Raw genomic sequence first — 23,932 nt, 5'->3', positions numbered from 1 at the left:
GGCCAGTGTTTACTTGTCCCACTCCAGCGCGCCCTTGCGCAGTTCGTAGGCGAGCCCTGCCACCACCAACAGCACAAAGACCATCACCGGCCAGAAGATCGCCAGGTTTTGGCTCAGGAAATCGCGGTAGATCAGGACGCCGGGGATCAGGAAAACCACTTCGATGTCGAACAGGATGAACAACATCGCCGTCACATAAAATTTGACGCTGAAGCGGGCTTCAGGCGGGCCTTCGGCTTCGAGACCGCACTCGTAGGCGCTGTCCTTGATGCGGCTGGTAGCCGCACGCTGTCCGAAGATGTGGCTGGCAATGATGATGCCCAGCGCCATCACGACGGCGAGGAGGATTTGCACCAAGACGGGTAGATATGCTTGCAAGTCCATGGGAAGCGGTGGTCAGTCAGACTTCGCGGATCGACTACTCTCGGCAGCTTGCAGAAATAAAGCAACCGCAAAGCGGGAGAATCTGGAGACGGAGCCAGCCTTTTACGTGGTTTTTCAAGGCTTGAGCTTGAAGACCTTGGCCCGGTCGGCCAAGGGCTCGCCCAGCTGCAGCTCGTAGGCATAATCGAGCTGGGGCATCAACCGGGGCAGCGGGCGAAAGCCGGCCGATTCGCGGTCGTCACTGATCTCCTTCGCCACCACCGCGTCGAGCACCACCGGGTCGACCGACGCCAGCAGGCGCGGCTGCGAGCGCACGTAGAGGTGGTTGAAAGCGGGCCCGCCGATAAACTGGTAATACTGGAGCGACACAATGCTCAGCGCCCAGGTGTCCTGCATCTCCGGGATGGCCGCAATTTCGGCCACCGCCACCGGCGCGTTGCTGGAGCTGACAAAAAAGCGGCTGTTGTTGCTCACGTTCCAGAGGGTCGCATTGACCATCGCCCCGTTGAGGCCGAGCGACGAGTGATCCGTCACCACCGGGAGATTGATCCAGAAGTCGACCTGGGTCAGCAGCGGCTCGGGCAGGTAGCTTTTGCGGTCCTCCGGGTCTTCGACCGAGATGTCGGTCTCAGGCGTCACCACCCGGCCCAGCGGGTTGATCACCTCCTTGGGCAGCGGGCTGTCGTAATACCAGCGGTTGTTGTAATAGCGCCCGGTATCGAGCGAGATGACCGGCACGCCGTGGAAATTGTTACCCACCTCGCTGCGTTGCGAGAGCAGCGGCAGGTAGCCCGAATCCCTCAGCGCACGCTCCCGCTGGTCGACGATAAAGATTTCGCCCCGCTGGAAGCCCCGACGCTCAAGCGATTCGATGGCGGCGAGGGTCAACGCCTGCGGCGTGCGCAGGCCGGGCCCGGAGTTGGTGTAGACCTTGATCCCCACCCTCCGGCGCTCGCCGGGCGAAAGCTGCTTGCCCGTGCGATGCTCGAAGGCCCCGAAGATCGCCTCGACCGATTCCTCGTAGCTCGGCGCGTCGAAATGCGCGAGCGGCGCTTCCCAGACGAGGCCGCGAAAAGCCGAGCGTTCGTCTTCATACCCCCAAAAGACCTGGGCACATGCCACGCATGTTCCCAAGATCATTGCCAAGATGCAGCCAAGTCTTTTCACTATGAGTCGAATTGCCAGAGTGGGCGAATAACCTATCATGTCGAACCGTCGGGAAAAGCTCTTTCGTGGATTCCTTTTGGGAACCACCCTTCTGCTAGGTGCAGCCTGCGCAGAAAAACCCCCGACGCCGCAAGAAGTTGTGGATGAGGCTCGGGGTTTTGTCCGCGCCGGCCAGATCGACGCCGCGGTCACGCGCCTCGAAACCTACCTCGACCAGCATCCGGGAACGTTGCTCGTCGTCGAGGAAATTGCGACCATCGCCTCCCAATCGGGGGACGACATGCTCGCCGCCATCTATTACGAACAGCTCGCCAGCCTCCGGCCCAGCGACCCCGTGCCCCTGCTCTTTGCTGCCGACGCGCTCAACGACGCGGGCGACCCCAAGGGCTCCGTGCTGCTCTACCAGCGCTATCTGGAGCGCGAGCCGGAAGACGATGCCGCCTGGATCCTCCTCGCCGAGCAGTTTCTGGAGCTGAACCAGCGCCGCAACGCGATCGACGCCTACCTGCGCGCCAACAACCTTCGCCCCCGCGCGCAAACCCAGCTCGCCATCGGGCGCCTCTACCTCGGGGCCGGCAACTTTGCCCAGGCACAGCAGTGGTTTGCCCAAGCCATCGACGGCGGCTCCGACAATATCCGCCGCGACGCCCTCGCCGGCCTGCTGGAGACCGCAGCCCGCGCCAACCGCCTCGGCGACGCCCTGATGCTGGCCGACCAACTGGCACTGGAATTCCCCGAAGCCCTCGAAGAGCCCAACGTTGCCGACCTCGTGGGCCAGCTGCGGCAATGGCGCCAACGCCAAGACGAAGCCCTTGCCGCCGCCGAAGAACTGGCGCGCCGCCAAGCCGAACCTCAACCTGAGCCCGAGGCAGAACCAGAGCCGGAACCCGCGACCCCCGAACCGGAGCCCGTCGCCGAGACACCACCGACGGCCCCCTCCGAACCGACACCGCCGACCCAGCCGGTGGCGCAAGCGCCCGCTCCTCAACCCGCCCCCACGCCGGCCCCACCTGCCGCAGAGCCCGAACCGGCTCCCGTCGCTGTCACCCCGGCGCCTGAACCGGAGCCGGAGCCAGTGGCCGAAGCCGAACCCGAGCCGGCAGAGACCCCGCAGCAGCCGCCGGACATGCGTACGGCCACCTACGGCCAGGCGCTCGCCTGGGCCCGCCGTCAGCGCGACGAAGGCAACCTCAACGACGCCATCCGCTATTACACCCGCGCGCTGACCGTCAACGACAGCCAGGCCGAAGTGTGGTTCGAGCTCAGCGACACGTATTTTACCTCCGGCCAGTATTCCTGGGCCCGTGCCTCCGCCAACGAAGCCGCCCGCCGCGCCCCGACCGACCCGAAATACGCCCTGCAGGTCGTGCGCGTGCAGCAAAATACCCTGCGCCCCGAGCAGTTGATCGGCGCCCTGCTGGAGGCACGCGACCGCTTCCCGCAAAGCCCCGAAATCGCCCTCACCCTTGCCCGCGCCTACCGGCAGTTGACGAAGGACACCAGCAGCGCCCGCCGCCTCTACCGCGAATTCCTCCAACTCGCCCCCATGACCCACCCCCAGCGCGACCTCGCCGAGCGGGAGCTGCGCAGCCTGTAACCACGGCTCTACGTGGATGCCCAAAAGTGGCAGGCGGTGGACGCATGTTCGCTCGCATTATCCCTCTCCACCCGCTGAGTCCCTGAATCAGCCTCAGCGGCACGCCCTCCGGGGTGCAAGCATTGTCACGGCATCGTCCAGGAAGCCAGAGGCTTGTCACTATTCTAGCCCGGGGTCGAGGACCGCAAGGTCCGATACCCCGGGAAGGTCACTCAACACAAACTGCACCCCGGAGCGAGTGCCGCCGCCGAGCGCAAGGTGCTACCTCCTCTCGAAAACGCTCCGTTTTACTCTCGCCACCCTCTTTTGCCGAAATTGGCTCACCCAACCGCGTTGGAGGTGACAAACAGCTGAAAATCGTCGCCGAAAAGTTTCATGCCAAGGTGCGCAAAGCCTCCTGCCCCTACCCCGTAAGACCCCGTGAAGGGCAGAAGTTATTACACTTGCTCACATTTCGATGTGAATAAGTGCGAATAAGTGGCAATAACTTGACCTTCCCTTTCACCTGCAGATGTACCTAAATCCCTCGGTTTGCCTCCTCGAAACCAGTGCAGGCATTTGCACGTTTATTTCTCTGCCGCTAGAATTCCCTGATGCCCCTGATCAGTCGCCAGTCGATTGAAGACCTCAAAGCCCGGATCAACATCTACGACGTGGTGTCGCCGGTGGTCACACTCAAGCGCAATGGCAAGAACTGGGTCGGCCTCAGCCCCTTCTCCCACGAAAAGACGCCCTCCTTTTACGTCTTGCCCGACAAGGGGATCTACAAGTGCTTTTCCAGCGGGCTGGCGGGCGACATCTTCTCCTTCCTCGAAGAGCAGGAAAAGCTGACCTTCCACGAAGCCGTGGAGGCACTTGCCGAGCGCTTCCACATCGAGCTGCAATACGAGCAGGGCCAGGGCCCCGACCCGCAACTGCGCTCCCTGCGGCAAGAACTGCTCGCAATCCACGACTACGCGGCCGACTTCTTCCACCGCGCCTTTCTCGCCGAGCACGAGCACAGCCAGCAGGTGCGCACCTACTGGCAGGAGAAACGCGGCTTCACGCTCGACCTCGCCAAAGAGTTCAAGATCGGCTTTGCCCCGCCCCAAGGCACCAAGCTCAACGAGCTGCTCGTGCAGAAAGGCTTCTCCGACGACGCCCTGCGCCAGTGCGGCCTCTTTTACGCCCGCGACCACGTCTCCGACCCGCGCCGCTGGCTCAACCGCTTCCGTGGCCGCCTCATGGTGCCTATCCGCAACTACCAAGGCCAAGTCATCGCCTTCACCGCGCGCCAGCTCGACTTGACGCCCGAAGACGACCCGGCGCGCGAGGCCAAATACATCAACAGCCCGGAGACGCCCCTCTTTCACAAAAGCCAGCTCGTCTTCAACCTCGAACGCGCGCGCGAACATGTAGAGGACGCCGGCGCCTTCACCATCGTCGAAGGCCAGCTCGACGCCCTGCGCTGCTGGACCAGCGGGATCAAGGCCGCCATCGCCCCGCAGGGCACCTCCATCACCGAAGACCAGATGCGCCTCCTGCGCCGCTACAGCGAGCGCGTGGAAGTCGTGCTCGATGGCGACAACGCGGGGCGCAAGGGCGCGCTGCGTATGCTGCCGCTCGCCTTCAAGGCGGGGCTCGAAGTGCGCTTCATCCCCCTGCCCGACAAGACCGACCCCGACGACCTCCTGCGCAACGGCGGGCGCGAAGCCTGGGAAGACTGCCGCAAACAAGCCGTCGAAGCCATCCCCTTTGCCGCCCGCGCCTCCCTGCCCCGCCTCGACGCCAGCCCACAGGAGCGCACCAACGCCCTGCAGCAGCTATTTGCCATCATTGCCGAGTGCGAGCAACAGGCACTCCAGAACGCCTACCTCGAACAGGCCGCCGAGTGCCTGCACCTCGATCTGGCGGCGGCGAAGATCGATTTCCAACGCTTTCAGGCCGCCCGAAACCGGGGCCAGCCTACGCCTGTCACAGCTACACCCGCGCTGCTAACAGATAAAACAGCGAATGGCAAGTTGACATCAATCGAAAAAGATCTACTTTGGCTCATTTTGCGGGACTCGCGTCTGGCAGCCCTGGTCGCCCCTATCCTGGATTATGACTGGATCGACCGCTCCACCTTGGAAGGACAACTGCTGGAACGGTTCCTGGCCGCCGCACGCGAAGGCATTTGGGAGGACTCACAACAAAGTGACGCACTACTTGAAACGAAAGAAGAACGGCATTGTTTTTACAATTGCCTCGCTGAAGAACGCGACGTTGAGGAACACGACCTCATCGCTTGGGCCAAGCATGCCTGCCTGCGCGCCGTCCACCGTGGTCTGAAGGGCCAACTGGAGCACCTGACGCGGCAAGTGCAAAACCTGCCTCCCCAGGAGACCGACACTTTGCGAAAACTGCTCGCCCAGCGCAAAGAACTGCTCCAGCTCCGCGCCGACCCCTCTCGCCTGCTGCCCGCCGAACTCTCGGCATAAAGCCTTACGCAATCCCTTTACCGTCCGATTTTCCTTTTAAGCATGTCAACCGATTCTGCCAGCGCCCAATCTGCCGACAAGAAAGCCCCCGCCAAGAAAAAGCCGGAAGCCAAAAAGGCCCCGGCCAAGAAGGCGGTGGCAAAGCCGGCACCCGCGGCGGCCAAGACCGCCACGGCCCCCGTCAAATCCGCCCCCCGCAAGGAAGCCAAGACCGCCGTCGATGTCGCCGCTTCCCGCCAGGGCGAGATGAACGAACGCGTGACCGTGCTCATCCGCAAGGCCAAGGCCCAAGGCTACCTGACCTACAAGGATATCAACGACGAGCTGCCCGACCAGCTGGAGAGCGCCAACGAGATCGAGAACATCATCACGATCCTCGAAAACCTCGAAATCGACATCATCGATACCGAGGAAGTGGAGCTCTACAAGCAGCGCCTCGAAGAGCACAATGAAGAAGAAATGCGCATCGCCCAACAAGAGACGTTGGACGACCCGGTGCGCATGTACCTCAAGCAAATGGGCCAGGTGCCCCTGCTCACCCGCGAGCAGGAAGTCGCCATCTCCAAGCGCATCGAAGCCGCCGAGCAGAAGGCGACCGATATCCTCTTCTCCACCGCCTTTACCAAGGACTTCCAGAAAGAGCTCGCCCAAAAGCTGCTCGACAAGGAAGAACGCTTCGACCGCGTGGTGCTCGACAAAAAGATCGAGAGCCGCGAAGGCTACTACGAAGAGCTGCAAGAGCTGGTCAACGAGATCACCGTGCTCGAAAAAGACCTCGACCTCATCTGGGCCGGCTTCTGGAAGGAAGAAGAAGGCACCCCGGCGCGCGACAAGGCCTTCGCCAAGTACCAAAAGCACGTCGAAAAGCTCAAGCCCCTCTTCAAGCGCTTCTGCTTCAAGCTCAAGGTGTCCGAGGAATACCTCGAAACCCTCGAGCCCCTCATTCGCGAAATTTCCGACCTCGTGGAGAGCATCGACCTCGCCGGCCGCGCCAACACCCGCCGCCGACGCGCGATCGACGTCAACCGCGTGGAGCGCCGCCTCAAGGAGATCCACCACCAGCTCCGCGTCGAGCCCCGCGCGTTCCTCGACATGATCCGCGAGACCCGCAAGGCCATGCGCCAGGCCCACCGCGCCAAGACCGAAATGGTCGAAGCCAACCTGCGCCTCGTCATCTCCATCGCCAAGAAGTATACCAACCGCGGCCTCTCCTTCCTCGACCTGATCCAGGAAGGCAACATGGGCCTGATGAAGGCGGTGGAAAAGTTCGAGTACCGCCGCGGCTACAAGTTCTCCACCTACGCCACCTGGTGGATCCGCCAGGCCATCACCCGCTCGATTGCCGACCAGGCCCGCACCATCCGCATCCCGGTCCACATGATCGAGACGCTCAACAAGGTGATGCAGGTGCAAAAGCAACTCCTCCAGGAGCTCGGCCACGAGCCCACCGCCGAGGAAGTGGCCGAAGAGATGGACCTGCCCGTCGAGCGCGTGCAGCAGATCATGAAAATGGCCCAGCAGCCCATCTCGCTGCAAAGCCCCGTGGGCGATTCCGACGACACCAACTTCGGCGACTTCATCGAAGACAAGGGCGCGGAAAATCCCTACGACATGACGGCCTACAGCCTCCTGCGCGAAAAGATCATGGACGTGCTCGACAGCCTGACCGACCGCGAGCGCCGCGTGCTCTCCCTGCGCTTCGGCCTCGTCGACGGCTACAGCCGCACGCTGGAAGAAGTCGGCAAGCAATTTAACGTGACCCGCGAACGTATTCGCCAGATCGAGGCCAAGGCGTTGCGCAAGATGCGCCACCCCACCCGCCTCCGTCAGCTCCACGGCTTCTTCGAGCCCGAACACGTCAAAAACCAGCTCGAAGCCCAGTCGTAATCTCGCCCGTGAAAATAGCCTGCAACTAATGCGGGCTATTTCACGTTTTACAGACCGGCCGAAATCACTATGTTTTTCAATACCATGCCTGCCATTTCACCCGCGTTCATCCAGAACCTGAACATGACCGAGCTGCTGATCATCCTCCTGATCGTGCTCGTCCTCTTTGGTGCCAAGCGCCTCCCGGACCTCGCGCGCAGTCTCGGCAAGAGCATGCAGGAGTTCAAGAAGGCCACCCGCGACGTGCAGGAAGACTTCCAGAACGCCATGGACAGCGCCAACCAGGAATCGGATAACGCCAAGGCCAAACAAGCCCAGGCCCCGGCCAACACCGCAGCCGCCAAGGAAACTACTCCCGCCCCGGCCCCCACCGCGCCCGAACATAGCGCCAAGCAGGCCTAAAGCCGGTCTCCATTCTTTTCACTTTACCGCGCAGGATTCCCAAAAGGGATCCTGCGTTTTTTGTGTGTAATCGGTTTTCACCGTCAGAAGTAACTATAGCTTGCTTTTCATAGACCTAGCGCCATAACGGCAATCAATGAGCAAAATTTATTGTTGTAAGTTTTTGTCTGCCTTCGGAATCACACTGGTGCTGGCAAATTCGTGTGCCTACGGCATCACGTTTGAAGCCATGGGTGATTTTTCCGGAGAGTTTCCGAAATATCCTGGCGCAGCCGGGCTCAGTGCTGACGGAACGGTTGCCTATTTTACTGGAATCTATGGAGAACAGCCCAGCAATAACCCTGGAGGAGGTGTCGTGACAGGCCAAAGCGCCTATCGGGTCCAGTGGGGCCAGCCAGGAGCCACACCAATCATCTCCACCCAAATCCAAGGCGGCTTCGAAGCCTTTTCGACGGACAGCTCTGGAAATACCGCCTATGGACGCCTGTTCGGAGAAGGCATTGTACAATGGAAACAAGGCCAAGGCACCCAACGTCTTACGGAGCTGGAGAACGCGCTCACCCCCTCTAGCGGCCCCTCTCTGTACTCCCTCAGCAAGATGAGTGGAGACGGAAACTGGATCACCGGAACCACCTCTCTTAGTGCTTCCACCATCTTCCGCTGGTCCACTGCCACCAACACCCTGGAGACCTACACCAACACCGATTACGAGATTACTCGGGTGCATGGAGTCAACCAGAACGGCTCCGTTATGGCAGGTAGTGCCTGGAATTGGATGGAGGCCCCCACTCCGGTAATCTGGACCGAAGCAAGCGGCTTCACGACGTTGAGCACTGGCAACGGTGAAGCACTAGCAGTCACCCGCGACGGTATGACTGCGATTGGTCACTTGAACGGGTTTGGTTTCCAATGGAGTGCCGAGTCCGGGACCACTATGCTGGAAGGCTTCGCCGACAGCACTGCAAGCAGAGCTAACGCCATCGACGATAGTGCCACATTCGTGGTAGGCTCTGCATCTTTTGGTGAAGCGACCGAAGCCGTTATTTGGATTAATGGTCAGATCTATAGCCTGTATGATATCCTCATCGACCAAGGCTTTGATCTGATAGGCTGGACCCTCACCAGCGCCAATGGCATCAGCGCCGACGGCTCGGTGATCATAGGAAACGGCATCGACCCCAATGGAAAATCCTCACCCTGGATGATCCGCGGCTATACTCCGCTCATCCCCGAGCCCTCCACTTACGCGGCCCTTGCCGGGCTAGGTGCTCTCGGGCTGCTAGCTTGGCGTCGGCGTCAGTAGTCGTCATTGGCCCACTACCGCCTTCTACCGCGCAGGATTCCCAAAGGGATCCTGCGTTTTTTGTGAATGTATCCCTCCCTACCGCGCCTCAAGCATCACCAGCTCTACCGTGGGTGGCGGCAGGAAGCGGTCGCCGAAAGACCGGGCGAAATCCGGAGCGGTCGCGATCTTTTGGTCCATCCAGTTTTGGGCAGCTTCGTGAATTCTCTGCTTTGCCCCGGTTCCAGTCACCTCACTTTTCTCTTCCAACTCCGGGATGCCATGAGGTGGTAATTTGATGCAGAGGCACAGGCAAATCTCTGGGGAGAGATTGCTGAGACCCACTTCTGGCGAAAAGGTATCTCGTAGTTCCCCCTCCCGATAGAATAGTGCCGAGTCGTCGATATAAGGCTCTGCGCGTAACCCACCAAAGAGCGGATGCACACTCAGTACAGCCGCCACCGGGCAGACGGCGACTACCGCCCCGGCCACCGCAGCAGCCAAAAGAACCTGCCGTATGGGAGCAGGACGGAGGAGCGGGGGTAACGCGCGGGTCATGATACATTCAATCTAACCCCTTCACCTCCCCGCGTAAAGAAAAACGCAGCCCCCCGCGTGGGAAGGCTGCGTCGAAAGGGTGCGAAAAACATCGCGGGAGGCCTTAGCCTTCGGCGCGCTGGCGGGCGTCGGCTTCGATCGCTTCGGCCAGGGTGGCGAGCGTCTGCTTGACACTCTCTTTGACGTCGTCGAGCGCGGCGGGCTCGGGCACGTCTTCGCTGGCGAAGAGGTAAAACTTGATCTTGGGCTCGGTGCCGGAGCCGCGCACGGCAAACTGATAGCCGTTATCGAGCTCGAGGAAGTAGAAGTTCTCCTTGGGCGTTTCCTTGCCGTCGGCGTCGAAGAGGTCCTGGCGACCGAAGTCCTTGAACGACGTGACCATGAACTCGCCCAGCTTTTCGGGCGGGCTGTTGCGGTAGCTGTCGAGGATGTTCTTGATCTTCTGGGAGCCGCTGGCGCCTTCGTAGTAGATGTTGACCAGACGCTCGAGGTAGTAGCCGTAGCGCAGGTAGACTTCGTCGAGGTATTGCGGGAAGGTCTTGCCCTGAGCCTTGAGCGAGGCTGCCAGCTCGGCAAACATCAGCACGGCAGCGTTGGCATCCTTGTCGCGCACGAGGTCGCTGGCGAGGTAGCCGTAGCTCTCTTCGCCGCCGAACACGTAGAAGGTGCTGTGGGCGAGGGCCAGCTTGCGGCGCTGCTCCAGCGAGCACTTGTCGTAGTCGATGGCGATGCCCTGCTCCTTCTTCACCGCGTCGACGATCTGCTGCTGGTAATCGCGCAGCTTTTCACCGATCCACTTGAAGCCGGTCAGCGTGTTGATCACCTTGAGGCCGTTCTTTTCGGCAATGGCGGCCTGCAGGGGCGTGGTGACGTAGGTCTTGATCAGCGCGGCGTTCTTGGTGCCGCTCTTGGGCAGCACGCCCTGCTCCTTCAGCTTGTTGATGCGGTAGTCGGCCAGCAACGAGCCAATCATGTTACCGGTCAATAGCACCATCTGGCCATTTTCGTCGCGGACGGCGGCACCCATACGGTCGGAGTCCGGGTCGGTCGCGAGCACGACGTCGGCCCCGATTTCCTGAGCCTGCGCGATGGCCATGGCAAGGGCTTCGGCGTTCTCCGGGTTGGGGCTCTTGACGGTCGGGAAGCGGCTGTCCTGCACCATCTGCTTTTCGACCAGCGACACTTCGAGACCGTTGTTCTTCAGCACCTGCGGGCCACTGACCCCACCCGTGCCGTGGATGGGCGAAAAGACGATCTCGGGCTGGGCGCGCTTGAAGACCTCCTTATCGAGCAGGTTTTCCTGCATCACTTCGAGGTAGGCCGCGTCGGCCGTGGCCGGCAGCGTGACGACGCCCGCGAGGTCCTTGTCGAGGTATTGCGCGGTGTCGGCCAGCTTGACCTGATAGACTTCGTGGATGATGCCCTCCGCGTTGGGGAACACCACCTGCGCGCCGTCTTCGAAATAGACTTTGTAGCCGTTGTCGTGCGCCGGGTTGTGGCTGGCGGTGATCACGATGCCGGCGGTGGCCTTGGTGTAGCGCACCGTAAAGCTGAGCTGCGGGGTCGAGCGCGGGCCGTCGAAGATCATCGCGTAGCCGCCCAGCTTGGTCCACACGCTGGCCGTCAACTCGCAGAAGTGGCGGGAGAAGTGGCGCACGTCATGGGCGATGACGAGGCGGGGGGCTTCGCGGCGGCCCAGGCTCTTTTCGAGGTGGCGCTCGCAGTAGCGGAAGAGGCCGACGGTGGCGCGGATGACGTTGAAGTCGTTCATCATGGCCGAGCCGACCGCCGCGTGCTCGGGCGTGTCTTGCGGGCCGGGCGTGCCGCGCTCGGCGGCGGTCACGACATTGCCGATCGTGCGGCTGCGCATGCCACCGGTGCCAAACTTCAGTGTCTGGTAAAAGCGGTCGTTCAGCTCGTCCCACGCCTGTTTTTCGACGAGCTCGGCCATGGCGGCCTCGCCCCACGCAGGCATGAAGCCGCCCTGAAGGTAGGCGGTGGCGTTTTCGAGCGTGCTGTCGAGCAGCTTGCCGGCCTCGTGGGCCTGCTGCAGTTGGGAGAGCGTAGCGGATACCGACATGATCAGGAAATAGTGTTGAACAGAAAAACAGTTAACAGAAGAACACTAAGGACACGAAGCAGAATGAGAAGGAGAAAGGCCTCCTTCAAGCGCACGTGCTTTCAAAGCGCGTGCAAAAACTGCCACTTCGTGATCTTTGCGTCCTTCTGTTGAAAAACTCTTTCCTCTCCTACTCGAGGTAGGTGCCGGCCTTGATCGTCGGCTTGGGGTTGAGGTGGTGCCATTTGGTGACGAAGACCGCGTCGGAGTCGGCGAAGAGCGGGCTGATCTCGAAGGCGAAGGGCGGCTTGTCGGTCTCGTCGACCTCCAGTTGCACACCGGCCGCTTCGCACCAGCGCGTAAACTGGCGGAGCTGGTCGTCGTGGGCCGTCTGCGGCGAGTCGCTGCCCTCGGCATTCTTCACCGGGCTGAAGTCGTCTTCGCGCAAGGTCTCGATCGTGGTCGCGTTTTGGGCAAAGGGCAGCGCGTCGAAGACAAACATCTCGAACTTGTAGCCGTTCGGGTCTTCGGGCTTCACCGTCTCGCCCTTGTCGGTCACGACCGGGATCTTCTTGTGCGCGCGGTGGAACGGCAGCTGGAAGTCGCCGCCCGAGCCAACGCGCTCGATGAACTCCACATTGAGCACGTGGATGGCGATGCTCCCGGCGAGGAAGCGCAGGGTGCCGTTTTCATCCGTCTCGGCCTGCATCTCGGCGGGCATATCGGAATATTCGATCACCTTGGTCTGGCCGCCCTGCACGCAGAAGATGCCCAGCTTTTCGGTCGCATCGCGCTTGGGGATCATCTTGCTCGACATCTCAGAGCCGGCGAGCACGTGGAAGCCGATGAAGGCCGGGTCGATGGCGCGCACCAGCACGTTGTCGACCTGGAAGTAGCTGAGCACCTTCACGCCGCGCTGCTTGAGCTTGGCGATGGAGCCGCTGCGCACGAGCGCCCGCAGCGCGCCGCCGTGGCCGTCGGGGCTCATGGCGATGGAGTCGGGCGCTTCGAGGATGATCTTGCCCTCCTCGTCCACCGCCGGCATGCGGCCTTGGGAGAAGAACCAGACATCGTCTTGCTCGAGGCCGAAAAAGTTGTGCTCCTTGAAGAAGGCGACCGTCTGCTCGTGGTTGATGTGGCTCGTCATGATCAGCCATGGGATGGAGCAGCCGAAGCGCTGGTTGGCGGAGCGGATCTTCTCCGCAAACACCTGGAAAAGGCTCTTTTTCTTCACCGGGGTGACGGGGAAGGTGCCCTTGGGCCCGTCGTAGCCAAGGCGCGTGCCCTGGCCACCCGCCACGGTAAAGGCCGCCACCTGGCCCGCCTTGAGCACCTCTTCGCCCTTGAGGAAGGCCTTCTTCCACTGGTCGAGGTTGCCGCCCTGCGAGGGGTGCGCCTGGTAGGGTGCCGGTTCGAGGCCTTCCAGCCCAGCGCCTTCGCCGCCATCGCCCTGCACGAGGTCGTGGAAGAGGCGCTTCACCTCGTCGAGGTCGATCTCCGAAGCCTGCTGGAGCAGCTGCTTTTGCTGGCCTGCGTCGAGGCGGTCCCAAAAGCGGAACACTTGGCCTTGACCGGCCGCGTTAAACTTCTCGATCAGTTCTGGAGACGGGGCTTGTGCTTCCATAGTCGCGCCGGAAGCTAAACCAGGAAAACGCGCTCGTCTACCGAAAGGCGCATCAAAATGGACATTTCACCGCCCGGCGACACGGTCCAGACACCCCTCCCCTACCCAATGGTGTAGGTCTGGCGAGGCATCCACCTTGGTTTTTACTCGGGGCGATTCCCCGCCGGCTCTTCAAAGCGGAAAAGCGTCTCGTTGGGGCGCACGTAGCCCAGACGCTCGCGCACCACGCGTTCGAGGAACTTTGGGTCTTCCAGCACGAGGCGCAGATAGGTCTCCCGCTGGGCGCGCTCCGAGCGCAGCTCCGCCAGACGGGTTTCCGCCGCCTGCGCCCGCTGCTCCTGGAACTTGTATTCGCGGTGCGCCTGCAGCCAGACGGTTCCCACCATCATGACGACCAGCACCAGCAAACCAACCAGCAAGCCGACAATCAATCTGCCCCACCACTGAGCCATTGGGGCCCAAGATGAGGCCACCCCCGCCGTTTGCCAAGGCGAATAGCAAGAAAGACGGGAAATCGCGCGCCGCCTAATCCAGGTCGACCGAATCGAGATCGAAACGGGCGGCGGGGAACTCGATCTCAAGCTGGCGGAGGCGGCGCACCACTACTTCGGCCACCAGGATGTTACGCACCCACTTGCGGTCGGCCGGGATGATGTACCACGGGGCGTGCTTGGCGTTGCAGCGCTCCATCACGTCGGCGTAGGCGTCCATGTAGTCTTCCCAGTGCTCGCGCGCCCGGATGTCGCTCGGGTCGAACTTCCAGTATTTTTCCGGATCTTCGAGGCGGCTCTTGAGGCGACTTTTCTGCTCTTCCTTGCTGATGTGGAGGAAAAACTTGAGGACCGTGGTGCCCTCGTCGGCCAGCATCTGCTCAAACTCGGCGATGTGGCGGTAGCGGCGCTCCCAGATCTCCTGCGGAAAGAGATCGTGCACGCGCACGGTCACGATGTCCTCGTAGTGGCTGCGGTCAAAGATCGCGATCTCGCCCTTGGCCGGCACGCGGGCATGCACACGCCAGAGGTAGTCGTAGCTCAGCTCCTTCACGGTCGGCTTGTCGAAAGCCGCGACGTTGACCCCCATGGGGTTGACCATACGGAAGACGTGGCGCACGGTGCCGCCCTTGCCGCTGGTATCCATCCCCTGCAGGATGATGAGCAACTTGTGCTGCTTGGCCGCGTGCAGGCGGCGCTGAAGCTCGGCCAGGTCGCTGCTCAACTGGTGCAGGTAAGCGACGCCGGCTTCTTTCTCGCCCACGACATCGTCGGCCAGGTGCGAAGTCCACTTGATCAGGTCGGGACGCTGACCGACCGGCAGCACGCACTGATCGGCAACCCGCTCGTAGAGGGATTCAGGAGACACCATGCAGGTTGGAAACCTCTTCAATGTCGGGCAGTTGTCAACGGTCTTTCCCAAAGGGCACGGCAGGAGGCGCAGCTAATCCGCCAGCAAACGTTGGGTCGAAGGATCGCGCTCTCCCCCGTAATACCGCTCCAGCCCACGCGCAAAAAGGGGCTCCCGCGGGCAGGCCGCCTCAAAAAGCGTGAGGCACGAGCGAAACTTCAAATCGTCGGGCGAGCCAAAGATCTCGTGCGCCGTCCGCCCCTCCACCGCCAGGACCAGCGCCACGCCCTCCCGCAGTCGCGGCCCAAGCACCGGGTGCGCCGCATAAGCCTCCGCCTCCGCCCGTGACGCCAGCGCATACCGCCGCGCCATGCTGCTGCTCCCCAGCCCCTGCAACTGTGGAAAGATAAACCACATCCAGTGCGAGCGCTTGCGCCCCGCCTGCAACTCACGCACCACCTGCGGGTAAACGCTCTCCTGGGCGTCGATGAAGTGCTGGAAGGGATCGGAACCGGGCATGGGCGTATCTTACGCAGATTCCGCGCGAGCGCCAACTGCCCCGCCTCAACAAACGGTGCTTGTCGTAAGGCGCAGAAGGCGTCACGAATAAGGGATCAGCCTGCTTCGTAATGTGTTTCGCCCTGCGCTTTCGCTTTTCTCTCCTGTCCGCCGCGTTGGCAATGCCAGTGGTGGCAGCCGAGCCGGAACCATCCACCCCCACTCTGGCCGAACTGGCCAGCCAATTACCAGCCAGCCGCAGCTTCGCCATCGTTTGCACATGGCTTGAAGATCACGTACCGGACTCGCTCGACGCGTGGCAGACCAAGGCTGACGCGGGCGATCCGCAGGCGCAACTGCTGCTCGGCTATTGCTACTATACCGGCGTTGGAGCACCACAGGATATGGCGAAGGCCGCCGCCGCATTTTCCCAAGCGGCTGAGCAAGGCGAGCTTGGCGCGCTCTATCGCCTTGGCGTGATGATGTGGGCTGGCGAATACTTTGAGCAGGATTACGAGCAAGCCCGCGCGCTACTTGAAGTAGCCGTAGCGGACAGAAGTGCACCCGCCCAGACCTTCCTCAGTAGCCTTCACCTCCTGGGCCGTGGCGTCGACAAAGACCCGCAACGCGCATTCGCAATGGCCTGCCTCGCCGCCGAGCAAGGCTACGCACAGGCACAGCATCTATTGGGAGGATACTACGCCGTGGGAATAGGCACACCGGTAGACTTGGAGGCGGCCTTTCGCGAGTATCAAAAATCGGCCGATCAGGGTTATCTCGATGCTATCGTTTCCCTTGCAGACTGCTACAGCGGGGGCAACGGCACCACCCAAGACAAGGCGCGCGCATTTGAACTCTACCTGCAGGCCGCCGAACAGGGGCATCTGCAATCGCAATATCTTGTGGGCGTGTGGTATCAGCATGGCGTTGGGACGCCGCAAGACCTTGACGCAGCCGTCCGTTGGACGCTTCAGGCCGCCGAAGCAGGCGTCGCGGAGGCCCAAAGCCAACGGGGCTTCCAGTTATTGGAAGGCATCGGGGTGAAGGCCGACCCGGCAGCCGCCGTCCGCTGGTTCCAGCAAGGTGCGGTGGGCGGCAGCGCACAAGCGGCCTTCAACCTGGGGATCTGCTACCAGAACGGCAGGGGTATCGAGGCCGCTCCCGCGCAAGCTCTTTACTGGTTTGAGCGCGCGGCCGAGCAGGATCACCCGGAAGCCTTGTTCAACCTGGGGGTGATCTACAGCCAGAGCGCACAGTCTGCCGCCGACTGGGACCGCGTTTTCGACTTTTACGAGCGCGCGGCCGAGCTGGATCACGCGAGTGCGATGCAAAACATCGGCGTCCTCTACTTCAACGGCAACGGCGTGCCGCACGACTACGCCGCCGCCGCCCGCTGGTATGAGCGAGCCGTCGAAGCGGGCAGCATCGGAGCCGCCTACTCCCTCGGGATCATGTATTATCATGGCACCGGGATGGAGGCACCCGACCCAGCCCGCGCAATCGAACTTCTCCACACCGCTGCGGACGGCGGGGTCGCCAGTGCGCAGAACGAACTGGGCGTGTTTTACCTGAACGGCCTCGGTGGAGTGGAAGTCGACCCGGTGGCGGCGGTGGAATGGTTTCGACAGGCCGCAGAGCAGCACCACCTCCTTGGCTGCTACAATCTGGCGATTTGCTACGAATATGGCAGCGGCGTGGAGAAAGACGCGAAGGAAGCCATCCGCTATTATCAACTGGCCGCTGACCAAGGCTACCCCAACGCGATGCTCAACCTCGGCCTGATTTACCTCCATGGCAAAGGCGTCCCGCGCGACTATGGCAAAGCGGTGGCGCAATTTCGCCAAGGCGCCGAGCTGGGCCATGCCATCTGCCAATTCAATTACGGCCTCGCCCTTGAAAACGGCTGGGCCGGCCCGCGCGAAATCACGAAAGCCTTCGAATACTATCGCCGCGCAGCAGCCCAGGGGCAGGAAAACGCCGTGGCTCGCCTTGATCAGACGGGGCTGATTTTCCGTAATACCCCTCGCCACCAGCGTGGCAACCGCGTCTCCGCCGAACCCGGCGCGTCCAAAAATTGAACCTGCCGCCGTATCGGGGGCTCCAATTCTCAGGGTTGAATCACACCGCAAGATTCCCCATGCTAGACGTTTTGCCCCTTTTCCAAACTTCCCCATGCGACTCCCCCTCCGCCCCGCCCTTTTTAGTGTAAGCCTGTTGAGCCCCCTCGTGCACTTGCCCGCCCAGCAAGTCGGCCCCACGCTGCCGTCTGCCTCGAGCGAAGCCACTTCCTCCGTCGATCTGCAGGCGTTGGGCTTTCCGGAAGCCGCGGAGACGGCCCCCATCATGGAGTGGCTTTATGAGCATGCGGAGACGGAATTCCGGGGCTGGTATGAGGCAGCCGAGGCGGGAGACCCTGCCGCGCAGCTGCTGGTCGGCTACGGCTACTACCTCGGGCTGCCCGTCGAGGAAAACAACGCCACCGCCCTCAGCTGGTTCCAGAAAGCCTCCGCCCAAGGCGAAGCCCGCGCTACCCTGCGCATCGGCCTGATGTATTTCCATGGCGAAGGCGTCGAGGCCGATATGGACACGGCCCTGCGCCTCGTGCGCGAAGCCGCCGACACGGGACTGCCCGCCGCACAGAACACGATGGGCGGCTTTTACCTCAATGGGGCCGGCGTCGAGATCAACCCGACGGAAGCGCTCCGCTTCTTCCACCTCGCGGCCGACCAAGGCTACGCCCCCTCGATGCAAAACATCGGCTTCTGCTACTTTGAGGGCCTGGGCGTGGAGGCCGATAGCGCGCAAGCCCTCCAGTGGTTTCAGCGTGCCGCCGACGCCGGCTCGATCAACGCCCTGATCCTGGTCGGCGAAGCTTACGCCAACGGCACCGGCGTCGAGCCCGATGACGCCAAGGCACTCGAAATCTTCCTGCAGGCCGCCGAAGCGGGCCACCCGAGCGCGCAAAACCTCATTGCCGGCTGGTATGAATACGGGCGCGGCACGGAGCAGGACGAGGCCGCCGCCGCCCGCTGGTATCGTGCCGCCGCCGAACAGGGTATGCTCGAAGCCCAGTATCGCTACGCCACCATGTTGCTCAACGGCGTCGGGCTCGAAGCCGACCCCAAACAGGCAGCCTACTGGTTCCTGCAGGCGGCGGAGCAGGAATTTGCACCCGCGCAGATGATCCTCGGGCTGTGCTACGAGCGCGGCATCGGCGTGCCACGCGACCTCGGCACGGCCAAGCTCTGGTACGAGCGTGCGATCGAGCAAGGCAACACGGAGGCCATGACCAACCTCGGCGCCCTGCTCTACAGCCAGGGCGGCTCCGACGATTCTCTGGCCCGCGCCCACCAGCTCTTTCAAGAAGCGGCAGAGGCTGGCAACGTGCGCGCCCAATACAACCTGGGTCTGATGGACTACCACGGCCACGGCCAAGCCCAAGATCTCGAAGCCGCCTTCCGGTCGTTCCTCATCGCGGCCGACCAAGGGCATGTGCAGTCGCAGTTCCTCGTGGGTGCGATGTATCAACGCGGCGAAGGCACCGAAGTGAACTACCCCGAAGCCATCCGCTGGTATGAGCAGGCGGCGGCCAACGGCGCGCCGGATGCCCTCGTCCACCTTGGCGAAATCTACCTCCACGGCCTTGCGGGCGAAAAAGACCCGGCCAAGGCCCTCGACTATTATCGCCAGGCAGCCGACGCCGGTTCTGCGCTCGGCCAGTACAACCTTGCGGTGCAATACCAGCAGGGCGCCGGGGTGGAGCAAGATCTCGCGAAGGCCCTCGAACTCTACCAACAAGCGGCCGACAAGGGCCACCCGGATTCACTTTACAACCTCGGGATGCTCTACGCGGAGGGCAAGGGGGTGGAGAAAGACAACGCCAAGGCCGGCGGCCTCTTCAAGCAAGCGGCCGAGCGAGGCCATGCCGACGCGCAGTACAACTACGCCGTCTTCCTCGCCAACGGCTGGGGCCTCGAAAAGGACCTCCGCCAGGCCCTCGAATGGTATCGCCGCGCCGCCCGCCAAGGCCAGCCCGACGCCGTCGCCTACTTCAAAAAGCTCCAGGAGCTGAAGCAGCAACAAGGCACCGAGCCCGCTACTCCCGCGCCCAGCGCGTCGTAAACGCCTGCGGCCCGCGCGCGACTTGCTGGCGGGCGTAGTCGAAGAAGGCAAAGCCCGTCTGCACGTGCGCCACGTCCTGATCGCTCGCGGCATGGCTGATCCGGTAGGCGAGGGTAAAGCCGCCGCGCCGCATCTCCGCAACCGCCAGTTGCAGGCGCAGAGTATCGCCCCAGCGGGCCTGCGAAAGATAGCGCACGGCGGCATCGGCCTGGATCAGCCCCACCCCTTCGCCCAAGTCGAGCTCCGTCAGCCCCTGCGTGTGCAGCCAGGCCACCCGCGCTTCGTGGACCAGCGCCAGCACACGGTCGTTGGCAAGGTGGTTGCCGTAATTGAGGTCGGTCAGGCGCACGGGCAGCGTCAGCTCGAAGTCGAAGGCGGCGGGCAAGATGATTTGCGGGCGGTTCATGGCGGTAATGGTGTTGCCGAGGCGGCGCAGGCATAGAATCATCACCGCCCGTGCGACGTCGAATCCTCATTTACTCTCCGCAGCTCGACGCCTTGGGTGGGATCGAACGCCACCTCGTCGAGGCCTGCCGCCTCCTGCGCGCGCATGATTGGGAGGTGACGTTGCTTTCGACCAGCAATTCCCTGCACCCTGCCGTGCAACAGAGCCTGGAGGAGGCCGGCGTGCGCCTGCGGATGCAGCCGGTAGCGCGCGGCCATGCTTCGGCCCGGCAAAAGCTGACCTGGCTGCTGCGGGAGGTGGTTGCGCTACGCCGCGAACGGTGGGACGTCGTCTATACCAACGCGCAAGGCGGGCTCGCCCCCTTTGTGTGGATGGCGGCACAACCTGAGACACGCGTGATCCACCACCACCACACCTCCGCCGACGCCAGCGAACAGGCGGGCTGGAACCTGCCCTTCCGCCTCACCTTGCAGCACGCGCCCATCCTCGTTTCGTGCTCCCACGCCACGCGCCTCAACATCCGGGCGGCCACCGGGCGGGATTCGCTCGACCACCTGCCCTGCCTCTACCCGTGGGAGCCGGGCGACACCGTCTACACACCTCCCCTCGGGCCGCCCTGGCGGCTGCTGTTCGCGGGCCGGCTGGCGGCCTCCAAAGGCATCGACACCATCCTACACCTGGCCCAACAACCGGAGCTGGCCGATGTGGAGTGGCACCTCTACGGCAGCGGCGACTACGGCGCGGCGGACTTTGAGGGCCTTCCGCGCGTCCATTACCACGGGCGTTACGAGAGCCGGGCCGAGCTGCTGCAATCCTTCTCTCAGGCGCACGGCATGGTGCTCTTTTCGCGCCACAGCGAAGGCCTGCCCATCACCTTGCTCGAAGCGACCGAGCTGGGCCTGCCGTGGATCGCTACCGACCGCGGCGGCACCCGCGAACTGGCCCTGCGCACGCCCGATTGCCAGGTACTGCCCGCCGATTTTACTGATGCCGACGCGCTCGAAGCTGTCCTGCGTCTGCGCACCGCCCTGCAACATGGCCAGACCTCACCGGCGGCCCTGCGCACCGCCTTCGCCCAAGGCTACGACCCGGCAGATGTCCGCACGCGCTGGATGCGGTTGTTTGAAGAAGGATGACTTGCCACGGATGAAACACAGATAGGCACGGATATAAAGGATCTTTCGGCTGCTTTTACCTTCATTCCTTTCACCATGGAAGGGGAGAAGGCGTAGGATCCGATTGTAGGCGATGGCTAACTTTCGGTGTCCATCCGTGCTTCATCCGTGGCCCACAAACGCCTTTTAAAACGAGAGAGCCGCACCCGCTTTCTCAAGGCGGGGCGGCTCTTTGCCTATGGTTGCTCCTGTTACTTACGCTTCTCTCTATCTCTCTTCTCTGTCTGTATCCTGTCTGGGCGGGCTTTGCGCACCCGCCCAAAGTGTGAATCAAGCCACCAGGTGACGTTGCGCCCAGTCGATGTAAAAGGCGTAGGCGGCGGTCGCTTCGTGGGCGATGCGGTGGGCATCGAGGTACCACTTGGCAAACTGGCCACCGCGCTCGGCGAGGCTGCGACGACGCTCGGGGAATTCGAGCATAAAGCGGGCGCTCATTAGCCAGGCCTGCTCGTTGTGCTCATCGAGCACGAGGCCCGTCTCCATGTGGCGCACGAGGCCGCTGGCCAAGGGGCTGCGCGTCGTGATAACCGCCGCACGGAACCGCAGGGCCTGCAGCAGGTTGCTCTCGATCTGCTGGGCGTCTTCGCCGTCGTTGATCTGCAAGTAAAGAGCCGAGTAGCGCAGCAGCGTTTCTTCGAGGCGCTCGCTGAGGCGGGAGTGGACCCGCAAGCGGGCACCGAGCGTCACTGCGAGGCGCTCGACTTCACCCACCGCAAAGCCGGGGGCGTAGATTTGCGCCAGCACGGCCGATTCGCGCTGCAGGCTGGCCACGAGGCGCAGGGCACGCTCCAGCTGGCCGCGTTCGTTGCCCAGGATGCGGATGAACATCATGGGGACGACGCTCTTGCTGAGGTTGACCAGCTGCTGGCGGCAAGGCTCGGTGGCCGTGGGCAGCACGGTCGAGCTGCGATGTGCCCAGTCGCGGACGAGGCTTTGGCCCAGTTGGGAAGAAGTGGTGATGCCGAAGGCGCTGTTCAGCGTGTCCACAAAAGGCTCGTGGAACACCCGGCGGCCCAGGCAAGAGCGCAGCTCGTCGTCTTCGACGTGCACCACCCAGGGCAGGGCGCTTTGGGCCAGCTCTGGCCGGACGATGCTGGAGGCCGCGTGGACCCCGAATACGTGCACGAGGTCGAAGGTCTTCTCCTCCGTCAGCCGGCGCAGCGCCTGGCGGCCTGCGGTCACTTCCTCCGCCGTAAACTCGGCCGCCCGGCGCCCCGCCGTGAAAGGCGAGCCGTAGGTGTGGAGCACCAGGGGGAGCGACGGCGAGAGGTTCAAGCGCCGATTGGCGCGAACCAGCAGCGTCACCTGATGCCCTTGAGCCTGCAATTCCTCCGCGAACGCCAAGCGGGCTGCCAGACGCTGCGGGTGCAGCGTGTCGGCGAGGCCGACCAGCAGGAGGATGCGAGCCGAGTAAAATGAGGTGGTGGTGGAAGCGTGGTGCATGACGAGAAGTGTTCGTTTTACACCTTCTAGGTTGCTTACCTCATGCCAATCATCCCACGCAATGCCTTAAGTATTTGTAATAGAGCGAGTAAGAATTGCTTTTACAGATCGTTTAAACGAAGTGCGTTTGGGGAACCCGGTAAAACTTACAGGCCCTTACCCACCCCTGTAAAATTTACAGTCAAAAAAGGGAGTATGGCTGCACTTGCTTTTCAGGTGAACATTCGAATACTTTCACCATGGCCCTGCGCTACATGTTTTTCGACTTCGACAGCTTCTTCGCTTCGTGCGAGCAGCACCTGAAGCCGAAGCTGCGCGGGAAACCCGTGGGCGTCGTGCCCATGCTGGCCGACAGCACCTGCTGCATCGCCGCCAGCTACGAAGCCAAGCGGTTTGGCGTACGCACAGGCACGAAGGTGGCCGAAGCCCGCCGCCTCTGCCCCGAGATCGTCTTCGTGGAGGCCAAGCACGATGGCTACCTCAAGATCCACGAGCAGATGAAGGCCATTATCGAGAATTGCCTCCATGTGGAAGCCGTCATGTCGATCGACGAGATGTACGGCCTGCTCCCCACGCATTGGCAGAGCCCCGCTGAGGTGCGCCGCATCACGGAGCAGGTAAAGCAGGCCTTGGCCGCGCAGATCGGCCCCAGCGTCACCTGCTCGGTCGGCGTCGGCCCCAACCTCTTCACGGCCAAGGTCGGCAGCGGGATGCGCAAGCCGAACGGCCTCATGATCATCGAGCCCCAAAACCTCCCGCAAGCACTCTACGAGCTGAAGCCAAAAGACCTTTACGGCATAGGCCCCTCGATGGACGCCCGGCTCAAAGCCCATAACGTCCATACCGTCGAGCAGCTTTGCGCACTGAGCCAGGAGGAAATGCGCGACGTGTGGGGCGGCATCGAGGGCCTGCGCTACTACGCGCGGCTGCGCGGCGAAGACTGGGACGGTACGGAGACCCAGCGGCGTACGGTCGGTCATTCGCACGTCATCGCGCCCGACAAGCGTAGCTGGACGAGCGCCCGCGCCATCACCCACCGCCTGCTGCAAAAGGCCGCCTTGCGCCTGCGCAAGATGGGCTACTTCGCGGGCACCCTCGAGCTGAGCGTGCGCCTGATGGGCAACCAGAAACACAAGCGCCACCTGCGCCTCGGGGCCGTCCAGGACACCCGAGAGCTGACGGCCGCGCTCAATCGCCTGTGGGAAGACATCCCCCACCACGGCTACCCCCTCAAGGTCGCGGTTACGCTGACCGACCTGAGCCCGGCGGAAAACGTCGCCGGCTCCCTCTTCCCCGAGCTGCTCGACGACCCCCGCCGCGCTCATATGGACAAGGCGATGGACGCGCTCAACCAGCGCTTCGGCTCCCGCACCGTGTTTATGGGCAGCGCCCTCGGCGGCATGAAAGAAGCGCCCCTGCGCATCGCCTTCAGCCGCATCCCCGACCTCAGCACCGAGCGGGATTAGGCAGAGACTCGTTTTCCCCTTGCCGCGTGACGGCGAGCGGCCAAGCATGCTCCATTTTCAGC

Annotated in this window: 19 protein-coding genes; 9 read left to right on the top strand and 10 right to left on the bottom strand. The window is 62.7% G+C overall.

Going from position 1 to position 23,932, the window contains the following annotated elements:
• Positions 1–9 precede the first annotated feature (9 nt).
• Positions 10–384 carry an NADH-quinone oxidoreductase subunit A gene (locus Q7P63_04220; GenBank protein MDP0499287.1) on the bottom strand — a complete coding sequence of 125 codons (375 nt, stop codon included), beginning with the start codon at positions 382–384 and terminating at the stop codon, positions 10–12.
• 114 nt (positions 385–498) lie between these two features.
• Positions 499–1,524, bottom strand: a complete 1,026-nt coding sequence (locus Q7P63_04215) for a DUF362 domain-containing protein (protein MDP0499286.1) — start codon at positions 1,522–1,524, stop codon at positions 499–501.
• 166 nt (positions 1,525–1,690) lie between these two features.
• Between Q7P63_04215 and Q7P63_04210 the strand changes: the two genes are divergently transcribed.
• The 5 genes from Q7P63_04210 (at position 1,691) to Q7P63_04190 (ending at position 9,199) form a co-directional block, all read left to right on the top strand.
• Positions 1,691–3,148: a tetratricopeptide repeat protein gene (locus Q7P63_04210; GenBank protein ID MDP0499285.1), complete on the top strand. Its 1,458-nt coding sequence runs from the start codon at positions 1,691–1,693 to the stop codon at positions 3,146–3,148.
• A 593-nt stretch (positions 3,149–3,741) separates the two neighbouring features.
• A complete protein-coding gene (gene dnaG / locus Q7P63_04205) occupies positions 3,742–5,607 on the top strand; it encodes a DNA primase (protein MDP0499284.1) in 1,866 nt (621 codons plus the stop codon).
• 42 nt (positions 5,608–5,649) lie between these two features.
• Positions 5,650–7,494 (top strand): RNA polymerase sigma factor RpoD, encoded by a 1,845-nt coding sequence (gene rpoD, locus Q7P63_04200; GenBank protein ID MDP0499283.1) that lies wholly within the window; start codon positions 5,650–5,652, stop codon positions 7,492–7,494.
• A gap of 84 nt (positions 7,495–7,578) precedes the next feature.
• Positions 7,579–7,896 (top strand): twin-arginine translocase TatA/TatE family subunit, encoded by a 318-nt coding sequence (locus Q7P63_04195; protein MDP0499282.1) that lies wholly within the window; start codon positions 7,579–7,581, stop codon positions 7,894–7,896.
• 136 nt (positions 7,897–8,032) lie between these two features.
• Positions 8,033–9,199: a PEP-CTERM sorting domain-containing protein gene (locus tag Q7P63_04190; protein ID MDP0499281.1), complete on the top strand. Its 1,167-nt coding sequence runs from the start codon at positions 8,033–8,035 to the stop codon at positions 9,197–9,199.
• A 78-nt stretch (positions 9,200–9,277) separates the two neighbouring features.
• On the opposite strand, the gene Q7P63_04185 is transcribed toward Q7P63_04190, so the two are convergent.
• The 6 genes from Q7P63_04185 to Q7P63_04160 all read right to left on the bottom strand — a co-directional run bounded on the left by Q7P63_04185 (position 9,278) and on the right by Q7P63_04160 (position 15,279).
• The gene (locus tag Q7P63_04185; protein ID MDP0499280.1) at positions 9,278–9,682 is read right to left on the bottom strand and encodes a hypothetical protein; all 405 of its coding nucleotides are present in this window, start codon (positions 9,680–9,682) and stop codon (positions 9,278–9,280) included.
• A gap of 157 nt (positions 9,683–9,839) precedes the next feature.
• Positions 9,840–11,816: a phospho-sugar mutase gene (locus tag Q7P63_04180; protein ID MDP0499279.1), complete on the bottom strand. Its 1,977-nt coding sequence runs from the start codon at positions 11,814–11,816 to the stop codon at positions 9,840–9,842.
• A 169-nt stretch (positions 11,817–11,985) separates the two neighbouring features.
• Positions 11,986–13,419, bottom strand: coding sequence for a UDPGP type 1 family protein (locus tag Q7P63_04175; GenBank protein ID MDP0499278.1), 1,434 nt, complete (start codon positions 13,417–13,419; stop codon positions 11,986–11,988).
• A gap of 143 nt (positions 13,420–13,562) precedes the next feature.
• Entirely contained in the window at positions 13,563–13,871 is a 309-nt protein-coding gene (locus Q7P63_04170) for a septum formation initiator family protein (GenBank protein ID MDP0499277.1), read from the bottom strand.
• Positions 13,872–13,944: 73 nt separating this feature from the next.
• Entirely contained in the window at positions 13,945–14,781 is an 837-nt protein-coding gene (locus Q7P63_04165) for a polyphosphate kinase 2 family protein (protein MDP0499276.1), read from the bottom strand.
• Positions 14,782–14,853: 72 nt separating this feature from the next.
• On the bottom strand, positions 14,854–15,279 hold the full coding sequence (locus Q7P63_04160) for a DUF1810 domain-containing protein (protein ID MDP0499275.1): 426 nt from the start codon (positions 15,277–15,279) through the stop codon (positions 14,854–14,856).
• Between the two features lie 110 nt (positions 15,280–15,389).
• Between Q7P63_04160 and Q7P63_04155 the strand changes: the two genes are divergently transcribed.
• A complete protein-coding gene (locus tag Q7P63_04155) occupies positions 15,390–17,336 on the top strand; it encodes a tetratricopeptide repeat protein (GenBank protein MDP0499274.1) in 1,947 nt (648 codons plus the stop codon).
• A gap of 94 nt (positions 17,337–17,430) precedes the next feature.
• Positions 17,431–19,380: a tetratricopeptide repeat protein gene (locus tag Q7P63_04150; GenBank protein MDP0499273.1), complete on the top strand. Its 1,950-nt coding sequence runs from the start codon at positions 17,431–17,433 to the stop codon at positions 19,378–19,380.
• Here the strand turns inward: Q7P63_04150 and Q7P63_04145 are convergent.
• Entirely contained in the window at positions 19,355–19,828 is a 474-nt protein-coding gene (locus Q7P63_04145; GenBank protein MDP0499272.1) for a thioesterase family protein, read from the bottom strand. The genes Q7P63_04150 and Q7P63_04145 overlap by 26 nt on opposite strands.
• A gap of 8 nt (positions 19,829–19,836) precedes the next feature.
• Between Q7P63_04145 and Q7P63_04140 the strand changes: the two genes are divergently transcribed.
• The gene (locus tag Q7P63_04140) at positions 19,837–20,922 is read left to right on the top strand and encodes a glycosyltransferase family 4 protein (GenBank protein ID MDP0499271.1); all 1,086 of its coding nucleotides are present in this window, start codon (positions 19,837–19,839) and stop codon (positions 20,920–20,922) included.
• A 309-nt stretch (positions 20,923–21,231) separates the two neighbouring features.
• Here the strand turns inward: Q7P63_04140 and Q7P63_04135 are convergent, their stop codons facing one another.
• Positions 21,232–22,404, bottom strand: a complete 1,173-nt coding sequence (locus tag Q7P63_04135) for a glycosyltransferase (GenBank protein MDP0499270.1) — start codon at positions 22,402–22,404, stop codon at positions 21,232–21,234.
• A 239-nt stretch (positions 22,405–22,643) separates the two neighbouring features.
• Between Q7P63_04135 and Q7P63_04130 the strand changes: the two genes are divergently transcribed.
• A complete protein-coding gene (locus Q7P63_04130; GenBank protein MDP0499269.1) occupies positions 22,644–23,870 on the top strand; it encodes a DNA polymerase in 1,227 nt (408 codons plus the stop codon).
• The last annotated feature ends 62 nt before the right edge of the window (positions 23,871–23,932 follow it).

This window comes from Verrucomicrobiota bacterium JB022, assembly GCA_030673845.1.
Classification (GTDB): Bacteria; Verrucomicrobiota; Verrucomicrobiia; order Opitutales; family Oceanipulchritudinaceae; genus WOUP01.
This window is presented reverse-complemented; position numbering and strand designations above follow the sequence as displayed.

Bases quoted from the DNA above. Each gene is read 5' to 3' on its own strand.
- Q7P63_04220 (MDP0499287.1), bottom strand. From the start codon at position 384: ATGGACTTGCAAGCATATCTACCCGTCTTGGTGCAAATCCTCCTCGCC.
- Q7P63_04215 (MDP0499286.1), bottom strand. From the start codon at position 1,524: ATGATCTTGGGAACATGCGTGGCATGTGCCCAGGTCTTTTGGGGGTAT.
- dnaG (MDP0499284.1), top strand. From the start codon at position 3,742: ATGCCCCTGATCAGTCGCCAGTCGATTGAAGACCTCAAAGCCCGGATC.
- rpoD (MDP0499283.1), top strand. From the start codon at position 5,650: ATGTCAACCGATTCTGCCAGCGCCCAATCTGCCGACAAGAAAGCCCCC.
- Q7P63_04195 (MDP0499282.1), top strand. From the start codon at position 7,579: ATGCCTGCCATTTCACCCGCGTTCATCCAGAACCTGAACATGACCGAG.
- Q7P63_04190 (MDP0499281.1), top strand. From the start codon at position 8,033: ATGAGCAAAATTTATTGTTGTAAGTTTTTGTCTGCCTTCGGAATCACA.
- Q7P63_04180 (MDP0499279.1), bottom strand. From the start codon at position 11,816: ATGTCGGTATCCGCTACGCTCTCCCAACTGCAGCAGGCCCACGAGGCC.
- Q7P63_04175 (MDP0499278.1), bottom strand. From the start codon at position 13,419: ATGGAAGCACAAGCCCCGTCTCCAGAACTGATCGAGAAGTTTAACGCG.
- Q7P63_04170 (MDP0499277.1), bottom strand. From the start codon at position 13,871: ATGGCTCAGTGGTGGGGCAGATTGATTGTCGGCTTGCTGGTTGGTTTG.
- Q7P63_04165 (MDP0499276.1), bottom strand. From the start codon at position 14,781: ATGGTGTCTCCTGAATCCCTCTACGAGCGGGTTGCCGATCAGTGCGTG.
- Q7P63_04160 (MDP0499275.1), bottom strand. From the start codon at position 15,279: ATGCCCGGTTCCGATCCCTTCCAGCACTTCATCGACGCCCAGGAGAGC.
- Q7P63_04155 (MDP0499274.1), top strand. From the start codon at position 15,390: ATGTGTTTCGCCCTGCGCTTTCGCTTTTCTCTCCTGTCCGCCGCGTTG.
- Q7P63_04150 (MDP0499273.1), top strand. From the start codon at position 17,431: ATGCGACTCCCCCTCCGCCCCGCCCTTTTTAGTGTAAGCCTGTTGAGC.
- Q7P63_04145 (MDP0499272.1), bottom strand. From the start codon at position 19,828: ATGATTCTATGCCTGCGCCGCCTCGGCAACACCATTACCGCCATGAAC.
- Q7P63_04135 (MDP0499270.1), bottom strand. From the start codon at position 22,404: ATGCACCACGCTTCCACCACCACCTCATTTTACTCGGCTCGCATCCTC.
- Q7P63_04130 (MDP0499269.1), top strand. From the start codon at position 22,644: ATGGCCCTGCGCTACATGTTTTTCGACTTCGACAGCTTCTTCGCTTCG.